17 protein-coding genes are annotated in these 15615 nt (G+C 30.8%); 16 read left to right on the top strand and 1 reads right to left on the bottom strand.

Features of this window, described 5'->3' with window-relative positions:
* The first annotated feature begins 5 nt into the window (after positions 1-5).
* Positions 6-722, top strand: a complete 717-nt coding sequence (locus tag Q0050_RS06595; protein ID WP_298393514.1) for a hypothetical protein — start codon at positions 6-8, stop codon at positions 720-722.
* A 76-nt stretch (positions 723-798) separates the two neighbouring features.
* On the opposite strand, the gene Q0050_RS06590 is transcribed toward Q0050_RS06595, so the two are convergent.
* Positions 799-2091, bottom strand: coding sequence for a hypothetical protein (locus Q0050_RS06590; RefSeq protein WP_298393512.1), 1293 nt, complete (start codon positions 2089-2091; stop codon positions 799-801).
* Positions 2092-2562: 471 nt separating this feature from the next.
* Between Q0050_RS06590 and Q0050_RS06585 the strand changes: the two genes are divergently transcribed.
* From Q0050_RS06585 to Q0050_RS06515, 15 genes are all read left to right on the top strand, one after another.
* Positions 2563-3072, top strand: coding sequence for a DUF6438 domain-containing protein (locus Q0050_RS06585; protein WP_298393510.1), 510 nt, complete (start codon positions 2563-2565; stop codon positions 3070-3072).
* Between the two features lie 134 nt (positions 3073-3206).
* Entirely contained in the window at positions 3207-3872 is a 666-nt protein-coding gene (locus Q0050_RS06580; RefSeq protein WP_298393508.1) for a hypothetical protein, read from the top strand.
* A 124-nt stretch (positions 3873-3996) separates the two neighbouring features.
* Positions 3997-4446: a protease complex subunit PrcB family protein gene (locus Q0050_RS06575; protein WP_298393506.1), complete on the top strand. Its 450-nt coding sequence runs from the start codon at positions 3997-3999 to the stop codon at positions 4444-4446.
* A gap of 73 nt (positions 4447-4519) precedes the next feature.
* On the top strand, positions 4520-5146 hold the full coding sequence (locus Q0050_RS06570; RefSeq protein WP_298393504.1) for a hypothetical protein: 627 nt from the start codon (positions 4520-4522) through the stop codon (positions 5144-5146).
* Between the two features lie 118 nt (positions 5147-5264).
* On the top strand, positions 5265-6101 hold the full coding sequence (locus tag Q0050_RS06565; protein ID WP_298393501.1) for a hypothetical protein: 837 nt from the start codon (positions 5265-5267) through the stop codon (positions 6099-6101).
* A 91-nt stretch (positions 6102-6192) separates the two neighbouring features.
* The gene (locus Q0050_RS06560; protein WP_298393499.1) at positions 6193-6351 is read left to right on the top strand and encodes a hypothetical protein; all 159 of its coding nucleotides are present in this window, start codon (positions 6193-6195) and stop codon (positions 6349-6351) included.
* Positions 6352-6705: 354 nt separating this feature from the next.
* Positions 6706-7545: an alpha/beta hydrolase fold domain-containing protein gene (locus Q0050_RS06555; protein WP_298393497.1), complete on the top strand. Its 840-nt coding sequence runs from the start codon at positions 6706-6708 to the stop codon at positions 7543-7545.
* A 112-nt stretch (positions 7546-7657) separates the two neighbouring features.
* Entirely contained in the window at positions 7658-8110 is a 453-nt protein-coding gene (locus tag Q0050_RS06550; RefSeq protein WP_298393495.1) for a hypothetical protein, read from the top strand.
* A 353-nt stretch (positions 8111-8463) separates the two neighbouring features.
* The gene (locus tag Q0050_RS06545; RefSeq protein ID WP_298393493.1) at positions 8464-8991 is read left to right on the top strand and encodes a hypothetical protein; all 528 of its coding nucleotides are present in this window, start codon (positions 8464-8466) and stop codon (positions 8989-8991) included.
* A 184-nt stretch (positions 8992-9175) separates the two neighbouring features.
* Positions 9176-9736, top strand: coding sequence for a hypothetical protein (locus tag Q0050_RS06540; protein WP_298393491.1), 561 nt, complete (start codon positions 9176-9178; stop codon positions 9734-9736).
* A gap of 167 nt (positions 9737-9903) precedes the next feature.
* Complete coding sequence (locus Q0050_RS06535) at positions 9904-10428, top strand: hypothetical protein (RefSeq protein WP_298393489.1); 525 nt, start codon at positions 9904-9906, stop codon at positions 10426-10428.
* Positions 10429-10449: 21 nt separating this feature from the next.
* The gene (locus Q0050_RS06530; protein ID WP_298393487.1) at positions 10450-11124 is read left to right on the top strand and encodes a hypothetical protein; all 675 of its coding nucleotides are present in this window, start codon (positions 10450-10452) and stop codon (positions 11122-11124) included.
* Between the two features lie 298 nt (positions 11125-11422).
* Entirely contained in the window at positions 11423-12490 is a 1068-nt protein-coding gene (locus tag Q0050_RS06525) for a serine hydrolase (RefSeq protein ID WP_298393485.1), read from the top strand.
* 1093 nt (positions 12491-13583) lie between these two features.
* Positions 13584-14723 carry an endonuclease gene (locus Q0050_RS06520; protein ID WP_298393484.1) on the top strand — a complete coding sequence of 380 codons (1140 nt, stop codon included), beginning with the start codon at positions 13584-13586 and terminating at the stop codon, positions 14721-14723.
* Between the two features lie 201 nt (positions 14724-14924).
* Entirely contained in the window at positions 14925-15479 is a 555-nt protein-coding gene (locus Q0050_RS06515) for a hypothetical protein (protein ID WP_298393482.1), read from the top strand.
* Positions 15480-15615: the final 136 nt, after the last annotated feature.

Genomic DNA, 15615 nt, shown 5'->3' with positions numbered 1-15615 from the left:
CCAAGATGAAAAAAACAGCTCTCGCATTTATTTTACTAATTACCACGATGTCTAACGCACAAAAAAAGTGGTTTTTAACTTACCAAGATTCCGTAGCATTGGTAAAAGATGCTACTAGTATTACCAAAAAGTTTACTAAAGACCTTAAAAAAATCGAACCTACAATACAATTTAATATTAAAGCCAAACTTAATACAACACCTTACTTAATATTTTTTTACAAAGACGCTGCCAATATTCCGTTATGGGAACAAGTTATTCCTGAACAAAAGCAATTCTTTTACCAACTGGGCGGAAACGAAACAGAAGGCAAAAAAATATTTGGTTTGTTTTTCAATGGTTTTTATCTGCCACACGAGTTAGGACACGCTTTTGAGTTTACTATCTACGGACAAATTCCAGGTTCTTACGAAAGTGAATATTTAGCTAATACCATCGGCTTTTTGTGGTGGAAAAAACAAAAGCGCGACAAAGAACTAAAACTATGTTATGAATACGCTAAAAAAATGTGGTCGCAATTACCAAATCCAGTTCCCAACGGCACCACCATAAAGGACTATTTCTCTAAAAATTACGAAGAAGCAACACAAGATCCTTTCGTTTATGGCTATTTACAATTCAAACAGTTTATTGATATTTACGAAGCCACTAACCTACCCGATTTTGATACCTTCATAAAAAAGGAACTAAAAAAGAAAAAAGCGTTGGAACAAAAGAATTAATATCAAATAAAACTCTGATACTTTAAAAACCACTTTATCTATGTGGTTTTTTTATGTTAAACATAATCCAAGTACATTAAAAAGTAATCCTACTTACTGGAACACTGTTCATAAATATTTTTTTATTTGCGCGTAAGGTGATAGCGTTTTTATCACCTTCAAATGTAATTTTAGCAGCTTTCAATTCAAATGTTTTCTTGATTAAATTGGTGGTATTTTTATGCATGTGAAAGAATCTCGGTAAATTAGCTGGTTCTTGATATGGTGCGTTCGTGCTAAATAAGGTTTGTCCAAAGTAAAAATGCATCGGATAAAAAGCGCTATCCATAGTTAAAGATTCTTTGCTTTTGATGTAAATAAAATTACCCTTATACTTGGTGTTTCCATAGATTTTTGAAAAGTCTTTTACAATATCAAAATCCGTAAACACTATTAAATCATAATCGGTACTATTATTTATTGTTACGGTTTCATCTGATTTTTTAACTTGATAACTTGAAGTAACAAAATCAAAACCAGTCTTCAAAGTATCCGAATAATTGCCTATCAAAAAAACGTTATTTTGAGCTGGTTTCACAAAACTTTCGTAGAATCCTTTTGTTTCCAAATCGGTTTGTTTTATGGGTTCGTCTTTCTTTAAAAACAAAATGCCGACCGCAAGAATCAAAATGACAACGCCCAATATACCTGACATAAATTTAAAATCAGCCAAAACACGACGTCGAATCTTTAGCTCTCGTGCATCGGTTGGCACGTGAAATAAATAATAAAAACCCTGAGTCATCACTTCAAAGAAAAATACAATTCCGGGTTTGTTAATCGAACCTAAGGCATCATATAATTCTTGGGCAAGTAACTCTTTTACCTTCTTTTCCTTTTTTAATAAATTGGTTGAAGGATGTAATTGAATTAATTCAGAAACTTTTTTAAATTCATTTTGGTCGTTTAAAATACCTTTTTTAGTTAGAGAAGCAAGGTAGCCATCTAATTTAAACTCTAATCTATGCGTCAATAAATCCAGTACTTCGTCAGGTAAAAGTGCTCTGTATTTGAGCAGTACCTTCAAAGCCATATAATCGGATTGCTCCAAACGAGTGACGACAAACTGCTGCAACTCGCTTAATAAAGTATCCGAAAGTTGTTGTTTTAAAGCATAAAAATCATAAGAGTCAAAATTAGGAATACCATAATCTTTCAAGAAATTAAAACGTTCAAAAAGTAAGGTGTAAAACTCTTCGTTTTCATTCAAAAATTTTAATAAAACACTATCATTTCGCAACGCTTCCAGAAAACGTTCTACATCATTCGTGTTGAATTTCGTGCCATCAACACGCACTTCACTCTTCAATAACTTTATAAATTTGACCATAGTAGCCGCATCCAAATGCGAAAACGACTTGGAATCGATCTTTTTTAAATACTGATAACAGTGAATAAAACTCATGTACTACTATATATGACGGCGTTGTTCGAAAGATACAAATTAAATCTAATTACATACAAAGCGCAAACTTTTAAAGAAAACTTCTACAGAAACGGTACGTCAATAGTAATCCTAATTTCGAAGTTATAAGTAGCAGCTTTCGATAGTATTTAATTGTAAGTATAATAAGTTGATGTTACTATGCGTTTCGAAAAAAGCACTTTTTTACTAAACAATACTAAAATAAAAAAATATTCCTACTTTACGGTTTCCCGTAAAATTATACTAGTGTCTTTTTATATCTTTGAAAACAGGTAGTTTTACGTGGTTGTCGTTATTATTATTTTAGTAGTTTAGCGACGACATTGCAGCTAGTAGTATAAAGAGAGACAAAAACAATAAGCCAAAATTGAATTTATGAATAAAATTTGCGGTATAGCAACTGTAGCTTTATTAATCATTGGCTGTGCCTCAAAAAAAAAGGAACCGCAATTTGATAAAGTGATATTTCACACTTCAAAATGTTTTGGGACTTGTCCTGAATACCATTTAGAAATCAATGACAATAAGGAAATTAAACTTTTTATAGAAAAAGCTTATATAAAACGAACCCTTGACACTTCAAAAATTGGATATTATAAAGGAAAACTCGGCAACGAAACTTATGATGAATTAACAAACCTTATTAAAACAATTGATTTACAAAAATCAGGAATTATTGAACCTAAACAAGAACCAAATACAATAACAAATAATGAAGGCACGCAATTGTCCGTACTACTATACAACAACAAGAAAAGAAAACCAATAATTTACATTTATCCTGCCGGTCATTGGCGAAAACTAATGAAATTTGTATATGAAGTAGCTGCTGATGATAAGCTTATCAAAACTACAGAAAAACTAAACATTGAAGCTTTTAATTAAACCAGTTACAATCAGCTAATCCAATTTCAAGTTTTGCTACTAAACTCAAAAAAGGTTACTTACTTTTAAAGAATTGTGTCAAAAATAGCAACCGTGATTAAAAAAAACTAAACTTAAATATAAATCAAACTATTATGAAATTTTTAAAATTTACTTGTGGAATCTTATTATTATTAACAGTTACTAGTTGTGTAACAACCTTACCGCTAAATCAACAATTTTACAACACTAAAAAAGTGGGCATAATTCTGCAAGTAGATAGCATTGGAATGGCAAAAGCTGGAGGACAAGGATTATTAGATATGGCTTTAACTCCTGGAAACAGATTTACAGCACCTTTGAAAAAAGTAGAACCAAAATTTAATTTAAAGGAAACATTGAAATCTGAAATTTCAAATATTTTAAATTCAAAAAATAAACAATTCCAATTTATTGATGAAGCAATAGATTATGAAAATCTAAAGAAATTTAATAAACCAAATTCAGACAAAAAATACAGTAAAAAAGATTTCAGAAACCTACAAAACGCAAACAATGTTGATGAAATACTGTTAGTAAAAGTAAAATACGGAATTCTGGTAAGTTACTACGGAGTGATCGAATTAGAAAAACAAGGCTATGTAAATATTGGAAGCGAAATTATTGATTTGAGTGACAATTCGCTTTTGCAACAAGAAAATTTTCAAACAGCTGCTAAAATGAATGGTAATTGGAAAGAAGGCGAAGATTTTGAAAATCTAAAAAATTCAATTCAAGACGCAATTAATTCCGCAATAACGGCTTTGAAAACGAAATTCTAAAAAAATATCAAGCAACCCCATTATCTAAATTGTATCTTAATTAGAAACAAGTGAAATGTGATATTTATTAACGATATTTACATCTCAAGTATTCAATTCAGTTGTAATTAATTCAATTAAAATTATGAAAAAATTAGTAGTAGTATTTTTTGCAATTTTGTCACTAAGTTGTAGTGATGATTCGCTTCCAATTCCTGCAGCATCTTTAACAATTACACCAGTATTAATTGACAAAGGATTGATTTTTAATGCCAACTACAATGGCACACAACACGGAGAAGTTATTGTAAATCAATCAGATTGGGATAATTTTAGAAATAACTATTGGGTTGATGGCATCACAGTAGCTGAAGCAAATAATATAAATTTCAACACCCAAATGATACTACTAGTTTTTGATAGTCCAAGAACGACTGGTGGTTATGATGCCGTAATAAATTCTATTTCTGAAAATAATCTAAATATAATGGTTCAAGTTGCTTACTCTGGAAATGGAGATGCAACACAAATGCCAACAAGGCCATACCATTTTGTAAAAATACCAAAATCAACAAAACCAGTAGTTTTTCAATAAAACAAAATAGCTTTTATAGAATGTAATCGAGTCGCTGTCAATAAATCAAACTAAACTAATAAATAATTAAAATATGAAAAAAATAGTGTTATTATTGTTACTGTTGGTACCAGTTATGGTGTCAGCAAAATTTTATAAAGCAAAAATTACTTTTAATGATGGAACGACTAAAAATGGTTACATCGAGTTACCTGACTATCCTGATGATTCAAAAATAAAATTTAAAGCAGATGAAAAAGGGAAAACAGAAAAATATACTATTGAAGAAGTAAGTAACTTTGAAATTACCAACGATAAAAATGATATTGTTAAGTACATAACTTTAAAATTAGCAGAACAAAACTCTTTTAATCTCAAAAAAATTAAACCAGGAGAAAAAAAAATCTGGGCTAGAATAATTAAAGAAGGTAAAATTTCTTTATATGCAGGTTATTATGCCTACGATCCGGGAAATAAAACTGGCGGCGGCGGTATTTATTACATAAAAAGACCAAACGAAGATTACGCTTTATACTTAGATGAATTTGGAGGTAACGGACTTAGTGTCTGCGTGAACTGCTTTACGAATTTAAAAAAAATGCTAAAAATGTACTTTGAAGAAATATGTCCTCAATTTTCAGAGGCTTTAACTAAAGAAGATTTAAAGAAAAATGGAGTGGCACATTTAGTCGATCTTTTTGAAAATAATTGCGGAAAATAGGTCATAAAACACAAATAACCCTGCACCGCAAACTTTCCTTGCAGCAAGGTAAAACAATGAGGAAAACTTCAGCTAAAAACATAGAAAAACTTTTACAACCATTTAACATCAACTTATTATGAAAAAACATTTAATAATTATTATCTATTTTATTTCTATTTTCAGTTTTGCACAATCGAACCTAGTTTTTAATAAGAAATTTGTACAAAGTGAAGACAATTGGGTCGCCTTCCCTGCTGATTCTACTGGTTCATACAACTTAGGATTCATTTATATAGATTCGCAAGCGGGATTAACATTTGATTATGAAGGTTCTTTTAAAATAGATGAAAAAGGTAAATTCAATTTTAAGAAAAAAGAAATAGAAGGAGCCATGAAATATCGTTTAGAACCTAATGATGTATTGGTAGCTTTTATTCCTGAAAATAAATTCGCAGAACTAGGAATCAAAAAAGTTCCTGATTGGTTGCGATTTTATAAAAGTGATGAAAATACAATAGAACGTCAATATCGATGGGGATATCGATATAATGGTTGGGGAGAATGTGAAAAAGCGTTGGAGTTTTTAAATCAAGCCTATAAACAAAATCCTAAATTCAAAGGTTTAAAGGTAGAATTAGCCTATTCTTATAATTGCCTAGAAAAGTATAGCAAATCCATTGAAATTTTAATGCAAGCTTTAAAAGAGGAAACCGCGACTTCATACCTAATAAAAGAACTAATATATGCACAAGCTAAAAGCGGCAATTTACAAGAAGCAGAAAGTACATTTAATAGTTATTTAACCAAAATAGAAGACAAAACCTATAAGTCGGAAAATGCTTATAATATATTGCAAGGCTATTTCTTAAAAAAAGATAAAGCAAATTTTCAAAGATGGTTAACCGAATCAAATCTAAAAACTGATAAAACATTCCAACCTTATGTGGAACAAATGATTTCTAATTTAAAATAGCTAGTGGTAGAGATATATTTTGCACTTTCACAAACACCACAATTACATTAACAAAAAGTTTGCCTCTAGTAATCCTGAATTTAATAAACCTATGAAAAAAATAAATTTAGAAGTTATCGTTTTAATGTTAGCAAGTATCCTTTCAATCGCAATTACAATCAAAAGATTACCAGCAATTGATTGGATGACAGTAACAGCAGGAATTTCTGCCTTAATTTTTACTGCATTGCTATTTAAAAAATGTAAATGAAAACTTTAGACTCAGTTTTTAATCTACTTCGGAAAAGATAAGATTAATAGAAATCTGTCATTTATAGAATATAGTCAAAATCCAAATAATCATCCTACTTTACGGTTTCCCATAAAATTATCCTATAATCTTTTTATATCTTTGAAAGCAAGTAGTTTTAATTGGTTGTGATTATTTCTAATTTCATAGTCTGACGAAAAAAATCAAGTTTCTAATTCTATTAATTTTAAATAAAAAAAATGCTTTTCTAACTAAGTTGAAAAAACCTAGAGGCAAAGAACGATAACAGTAGTGCCAAAAATTAAACCAATTTAAATTACAAAAGTCTAAACAAATAACTAAAAATATAGCTATATGCGATTATTGATTTTATTATCGTTGCTTTTTATTTCGTGCAACAAAGAAAACACTACAGAGCAGCTTACTCCTACAGCGTATAGAATTACAAAGTCTATAGCTTATAACAACGTCAATGTTACTGTTGTGATAGACAAACCAGCAATAAATGAAGTCGATGTTTTATTGGTGTTCCACGGTACGGTAATCGATGATAGCAACCTGTTGACAGCTGCAAATAATACTCTTGACAAATTCAAAGGCATATTAAATAGAACGGATATGATGATTGTAAGTGTAGCTTATCCTCAAGAAAATGTCTTATTAGGTGATAATATTGTGCAAGGTGAAGCGGCATTGCTTTGGTTAAAAAATAAAGCAAATCAGGAATTAGGAATTACGGTAAAAAAAGTATTCCTAGGCGGTCACTCCCAAGGCGGTTATATGGTAACACGACTTAATACAATGCATCCAACCAATGGCGTAATTGCTAATGCTCCCGGACCTTTAAACCTTGTTTATAGATGTCAATTAGAAGAAAACGGACAAGTGCAATCAGGTGCTGTGTGCACTAAACTTAAAAACACTTATGGCACAACAACTACTAATCCAAATGCCTATTTTCAAAGATCACTACTTAACTTCTCAAATGGCTTTAAGTCCGATATTTTATTTGTTCAAGGACTAAACGACTCTCCTATTCAAATGTATTCTTGGCCTACTTTTAAACAAGAGGTTTTAAACTGTACCAATTGTCAAAACAAGCAGTTTGTTGAAATTGTCGGAGGTGAACACGGCGCTCTGTTTGACAGTCCAATTGCCAAGACTGAATTTAATAACTTTATCAATAGTCACTAATAATTACTAACTACTAGTCCTATATTATACCAAAGCTACCACACAAATTTCTTTATGTGCTAACAATAAATTAAAACAGTAAAGAAGATATAAGTACTGTTACACAACTACTATGGAAAAAACAAGTCTTGATTATCTCGAAGGAATTTTACATACCTATTCTAGTTTAAACATGCCTAATTCAACTTTACAATACGAGTATGAAATAGTAAAAGTTAGTAAAATTGAAACAGAAACAGAAATAGTAACGGACCTCTTTAAACTGCCAGCAAAATGTAAAATGGCAATCAAAGAAATTAGCAAAGAAAAATTCAGAAAAGGAATTTATACTTGGTTTTTTAATAATGGCGAATTATCTACAATTAACTTGAATGAAAGAAGAAAAAATATTGAGGTAGATTGTTTTATAAAAAACTTATATTCGGCAATTGAAATACAAAAAATCACCATAATAGAATTTGATAAGTGGAATGAAACATTTTATGAGTTAGGAATAGGTTATGAATACTACTTCCTTCATTCCTCAAATGAAAAATACTTACTCTATTTCAGATACGATGATTAAAACGTTGCCTAACATCCGTTTAAAACTAAATTCCTCGCTACCAAACAAAACCTTTGCGTGATACAATAAAAAAGTAACCCACAAAACCCAACAAAACCATCAACAAGCTAAAAGTTAATACTAATTTTTAGCTTTTTTTGAGCAATGAGGAAAACCGTAATTTATTCTTGTAAAGATTTTTTTTATATTTACAGATAATTACAATCGCTTACAAATAGTTGTAAATATTTGTTTGTAGCGACTTTATGTAAGTTATCACTCATTTCTCAACTATGCGCTTAAATAGACTAATTTTTATAATATTACTCTCATTATCTTCTCGGACATTTGGTCAGAATGATAAAGTATTGTTTATGTGCAATCGAGAAATTGATACTTTAACTTATACTCAAGAAAACCTAGACAGAAATAAATTTTATAATGTTCCAGAATTGGAATTACTAAACGATGAATATATTTTTAGATCTTGGGCTGGAAATAGTTGCATTGAAATAATCAGAAATGGAAATAAACTATCTGGTAAAGTTTATTTTGCGGTAGAAGGAGAAAATAGCAAACGTTTTACAAAAAGTTATAAATTATCAAATAAAGTTACCGAAAATCTATTCTCTCTTGTTAACGGTTACCAATTTAAAAGAAGAGAAAATAAAGAAATTGCAGTTGTACACACTTTTGAAATAAAAGATAACGCAAACATTGAAATATATACAACTGACTCACCTCAATTTGAATATAAAATTTGGGATATTGTGAAAATAGATAAATACTGGAATATTTTTGACAAAGAAAATCCATTTAAAAAATATACTTATTGGGAATTAATTCAAACTGGAAAAGCATTAGGACAAGATACGTATTATTTGACGAAAGGAAACGAGTGATAACACAGGTTTTATGCTATTGCTGCGCTTGGGCTCTTTTGGACGCTTGGGCTCTTATCTTTTTTCTTTTTAATCAAATTATATTTTCAAAAGTTTTCGGTATATTTGCTTTGGTCTGTGACAAAAATCAGCAACAGACATAAAGCCTGGGAACGTTATCTATAATTCTAAAACGACAAAACAAGTGACCAGACACCTTCAACTTTTAATAATTGTGATTTTAACACTTTCTTGTAATTCGGCTAGACAAGAAAGCCAAACTGAACAAAGCGTAGCAATGACTCAAGATACTCAACTAAGTTCTATAAGTGCTCTAGAAACGCAAAAGAAAGTCAAAGAAAATGTTCTTTTTGACTTTACAGCAAGACGAATAAACACTTATAAAGAAACAATTGAAATTGAGGCAACACTATACAACGACAACGCAGAAACAGTTTATTTTCTATCTTCTACGTGTGACGGAGAACAATATTCATTGCAATTCGATACAGCGAAATTTATATTGACACCGTTTTTAAATTGTCGCGCTGATTATCCACGAATTATAAAAATTGCTCCAAAGGCACAACACAAATTTCAAGCTCATTTCAGATGTAGTAGTAAAGAAACAATAATTAAATTAGGATTTGACTTTTATTCGGTTGACAAATCGCTTGCCCTAGATAAAATTACTTTAGCAGACATTCAAAGCAGGAATGAAAAAGAACAAACAGTATTATGGTCTGAGGAAAAAACGATAAAATAACAACCTACAATAGCCATTTTGCTAGATTACGAATTTTGCAGTAAATTCACATTTACATTTCGCCAGAAATTTTACCTTTAACAAAAAATAATCGGTTCATAAGTTCACAACTGACGCGAAGTAGCAAACTACAACAAACACAGTACACCATCAAAAAAACTAAAAAAATGAAATATCTTATTTTAATAGTAACGAGTATACTACTGTTTTCCTGCAAAAGTGTAGAAGAACCGACATTTGTTTTTAAAGATAATAATGAAATTACTTTTTACAGAGTAAGAGAAAATAGTGAAAATTTGTTTGCGCAAGATTCAGTTGAAGTGCCAAAATTTTTTGAAGAATTACTATTTACATCGGTTCCTACAAATCTTCCAACAGAAAATGAAATTAAGGAAATTGAAAAATATTATAAAAAAGTGGCGCTTGATAAAAAATCAACAATTAAACTAACAGCAATTTTTAATGAAGCAGGATTTCCAATTAATACAGCTAATTTTGCTACTGTTAAAATTTGCGCTCCAGTATATAGAGATATTTTAATTTTTAAAGAAGACGGAAAAGTTAATGCTTTTGCAAAAATCTGTTTATCTTGTTATAAAAATCATATAATAATAGAGAAAAATCAGTTTAGTAACGCTCAAATAAAATACAAAGAACTACATAAACTTTTAGACAGTTTAGCAAGCCATTAAAAAGCCATCCACCACAACACTATGCCAAAAATTATCAAATACATTTTAATCGGAATAGTAGGTTGCCAAACTATTTTAGGGCAAAACATACCCGTACCCAAAAATTATACCATCATCGAGTCGGTAACAGGAGACTTAAATAACGACGGTATAGACGAGTTAGTCGTAGCTTACAATACCGAAAAAGAAAAGGATGATCATTTTGAAAGTGTTCCTAGAGAACTAATCATTTACAAAAAAGAAAATAAGGACTGGAACGTTTGGATCACTTCCAAAGACGCACTTTATGGTAGTAAAGACGGAGGAATGATGGGTGACCCGTTTGAAGGAATCGAAATTAATAAAGGTATTTTGCTCATCAGTCAAAATGGTGGTAGCAGCTGGAAATGGGGACACACCGATAAATACCGTTATCAAGACGGAACATTTTATTTAATAGGATATTCTAGCAATTTTGGCAAACTCTGCGAATACTTTACAGACGTCCATTTCAATTTATCAACGGGCAAAATAAACATTACTAAAGAATATGAAAGTTGTGAAAATGAAGAAAAACAAGTAGTCTATAAAAAAGAAAACGAAACGTTTTATTACAAAGACATAAAAATTACAATTGATAACAGAAGTAGTAAGGAAATAATAATAATTTCACCAAAATACAAACATCAAATTTACCTTTCAACCACTGAAAATTAAAATATTGTTACCAAAAAAGGTTTTACAAAATGTGTTTTATACCCAAAAGCTACCAAATAAATCACTTAGCGCGTTACAAAAATAAAACTACCCACAAAACCATCAAAATCATCAAAAAGCTAAAAATTAATACTAATTTTTAGCTTTTTTTTATGGAATGAGGAAAACCGTAATTTTTTCTTGTAAGGATTTTTATATATTTACAAATAATTACAAGCGCTTACAAATAGTTGTAAATAATTGTTTGTAGCGACTATTTGTAAGTTAGCAAATATTATATTACCAAGAAACTTTACAAATGAAAATAATATCTAAAATCGCAATCATAATTACTTTACTTTTGGGCGCAAAAGGAATAAGCCAAACGAATCAAGAATTACTTAGGCAAATTGATTCGTTATTAACGAATAATAACCAAAATAACACCATAAATGGTAATGTATTAGTTATTCAAAATAGTGAAGTTTTATATGAAAAATCATTTGGTTTTGCGGAACCAAATCGAAAAATAAAATTGAATAAAGAATCTAAATTTTTAATCGGTTCAATTTACAAAGAGTTTCCAGCTGTAGCAATAATGCAATTAAGCGAAAAAGGGTTAATCAACGTAGAAGACAATATCGACAAATATATTCCTGGATTGCCTTCGTGGTCTAAAGATATATCAATAAAATATTTACTGCAATATTCAGCTGGGCTACCAGATATTCAAATCAAAAAATATCCACAAGATAAAATTATCACCACTAAAGATATTTTTAATGATCTTTTAAATATTCCAAACTTAATTTATAAACCTGGAACTGATTATTTGTACACCAATTATAGTCCCCTTTTACTAATGAAAATTGTAGAAAATGTAAGTGGCAAAACATTTAATGAATACTCGAAAATTTTCCTTTTTAACTCCGAAAATATTAACATAAAAACACAATATCCATATATAGAAAAGGACAATTTAGCAGTATCATTTAATAATGAATTTGTTCCTGACAATTTTAAATTAGAAATTCCATTTTTGTTTGTTAGTAATTCTTATGGTTTGTACGATTGGTTTAAGAGAATTGATGAAAATTCTTTAATAAGTGAAAAATCAAAATTATTTCTCGGTAAAACTGCAAATATTTTATCCGATAAATCCATGCAAAGTCCTTTTGGAAAACTATATACTACAAAACAAATAACATCAAGAGAAATTTCAGTTACAGAACATACTCACGATGGAAGTTTTGGAAATTTTAAATGTATTGCAAGAAGGTTTAATTTGGAAAATATTACTATAATAATCTTGACTAATCAGAATACGAATAATGTTTACGAAATATCAGAGGCAATTTACAATTTAGTAATTAAAAAGAAAAAATAATAACATTTGCTAACAGGCGTTTGGCAAGATTGCGAATTTTGTAGTAAATTCACGTTTATTTCTCGCAAGAAATTTTATCTTTAACAGAAAATAATCAGTTCCGAAGTTCGCAACTGACGAGAAGCCGCGAAACGTTAGAAACCGTGGAAAAATTCGTGCAAAAAAAATAATAATCAAACTATAGTAATGTTTAAATTAAATAACTATAAAAAATTAAAATTTTGAGTAAAAGAAATCTAAACATTCTAATAGTATCTATCGGAATTACAATTTTCAGCTTTTTAATGGACGGAGATGCAAAAGAACCTAGTACAACAATGAGATTTGTAGAATTTTTTGCAATGATTGGAATAATTTTTATTATTTCTTTTTCAATTACCAATCTTTTCAGTTTCGTAAAAAACAGAATAAACTTATTACGAAGTTAATTTTGTGATAAAAGCTCAAAAAAAGTAACTCCACAAAGAGTTCCTGAATAAAGCTACGCAAATGTCTCCTGACTTTGCGTTTTTTTTATTTCAAATTTTGGCTAATAACTCTAGAGAAAACCTATGATAAAACCGAGATAAATTCACACCACACAATTACTTTTAGATTTATCTCGTGCAGATTTTAAATCAATGAGAGCGCGGTTTAATTTCTTTCGTGCGCGGTTTAGATTCTTGCATAAGCGGTTTAGATTCTTGCATAAGCGGTTTAATTTTTTGCGTGCGCTGTTTAATTTCTTTCGTGCGCTGTTTAATTTCTTGCATACGCGGTTTAAATTCTTGCGTGCGCGGTTTAAATTCTCGCGTACGCAATTTTATAACATCCTACCAAACAAATAATTACAACAACCTCCACAGTAAAGAAATACAAACACCAAAAGAAATCGAACCTCTCAAAACAAAAACAACCAAAAGCCCAAGCAAAAACCACTTCCAACAAATCAAAATTTTAAAACTCAACTTAAAAAAGCTTTTCGTACTTTTGAACCTAAGTAAGATATAAAAAGTTTACTACAACCAAATACTAAACTTCTCAAAGCCACAAAACGTTGGTCACTTACACCGCCATTCAATAACTTTAATCAAACAGAAAGCAACTCTAAAAAATGAAAAAAATCATTACTCTTTTATTATTAAGCACACAGTTAACCGCCTTTTCGCAAAACGGCGCACCAGCAAATCCCTACTACAACGGTTTTGATTGGTCACTGTCTGGAAACACCTTAAAAAATGCTTTGGCAACCAAAATAACCGATACGCACACCAACCCACTAACCTATTCCCAAGCCGAAAACGCTTTACGAATAGTAGACGCCGATCCAACAGATACGCAAAATGTATTTTTAATCTACGGTTTCAGTAGTGCAATCTGCACCTACACCAATGAATCCAATTACGGTACAGCAACCAACTGGAACGAACACCGAAAAAGACATAAAAGTGCCGACCAACCACCAACAACGGCTCCAAATCCGCCGTTAACCGAATGCGTTTGGAACAGAGAACACGTTTTTCCAGTAAGTTTAGGAAATCCAAACCTTGACACCAGCACACCAAGTGCAGGCACTGACGCCCATCACCTTAGAACCGCCGATGTAGACAGAAACGCGCTTAGAGGAAATAAAAAATTTGCAGCAGGTTTAGGTAATTCTGCCGTTATAGGTGCCAATTGGTATCCTGGTGACGAATGGAAAGGCGATGTAGCCCGAATGATGATGTACATGTACTTGCGCTATCCAACGCAATGCAAACCATCAACAGTCGGAACAGGTAGCGTCGTAGCAAGCGATCCTGACATGATGCAATTATTCCTACAATGGAATGCCGAAGATCCAGTATCTCAATACGAAGACAACCGAAATACGTACTTAAGTACATTATCTAATACATACGGACAAGGAAATAGAAATCCGTTTATCGACAATCCTTATTTAGCAACACGCATTTGGGGCGGACAAGCTGCACAAAACCGATGGCCAACTGTTTATTTAGGAACAGACGCTTTTGACTATGAAAATGCAGTTACAATCTATCCCAATCCAACAACTAGCGAAAAGGTAACTATTGCGTCAACCGTGGAATGGCAGGAAGTAAAAATCTATACCATAAACGGTCAACTAACACAAACGATAGTAAATCCAAATTTTGCCAACGAACTTCAAATAACGAATTTAACCAAAGGTTTTTATTTTGTAAATTTTATAAATGATTCCAAAACAATAACTAAAAAACTAATTATCAAGTAACGCAGTTTAAAAACAAAATAGCACACAAGTAAAGGTTAACTAAGGTTTTTGGCACCAAACCAACATTGTAAAGGTGTTTTTTTACAATAGTTACAGTTTAATTTACAATTTTTATAACCAATGATGGTGCATTGTAAGATATTTTTGCTTCACAATCTTCAAGAAAGGTTGCAACAAAATAGTAATTTAAAATACAACAAAATGAAAAAAATCATCACATCATTAGTACTATCATTGGTCGTAATAAGCGCACTACTTTTTACGGGTTGCGAAGTTAAAAATGACAACGCTAAAAAATCCGACAAAAAGCCACTAGCTGCCACCAACGCAAAATCAGAATTAGAAAAATGGGAAGCCTCGCCTGATGGCAAAATGTATTTACAATGGAAAGCATCGCCAGCCGGACAAAAAGTTATGGCAAGTACCAACAAGATTTCTAAATCCATCAGGAATTTTAACCAAATGAAAGCCGTTATAACCTCACTTACACTGCCACCAGAATCCAATTTAGGCTACGGAATAATGATTGCAATTGACGGCGACGATTATATCCTAACCTTTCCATTTGAAAATACAGAAAATGCCTCCAAAGAATATGCACAAGTAAAAAACTTAAAAGTAAATCAAATACTAACCATAAAAAGCAACAGCGCATCCCACGCACCAAAGTACGCTTATCCAATCATTTCAGGAGATTATGTAGAACTTGACGGCAAAGTGATTTTTAAGCGTAAACCAAACAAAAATGGTTGCTAACTAAACAATCAGTTTTTTTAAACAAAAGTAGAATGCCAAGGTGATAGTATAAATTATGTAAGATAATACCGTTTTTAGTGCTGCATTTAAAGTTTCTTTTGTACTTTTATTTTATGTAACTTAATTCAAAGTTTTG

It is taken from the genome of Flavobacterium sp. (assembly GCF_027483985.1).
Taxonomy (GTDB): Bacteria; Bacteroidota; Bacteroidia; order Flavobacteriales; family Flavobacteriaceae; genus Flavobacterium.
The sequence above is the reverse complement of the archived record's forward strand: the minus strand, read 5'-3'. Positions and strand labels throughout refer to the sequence as shown.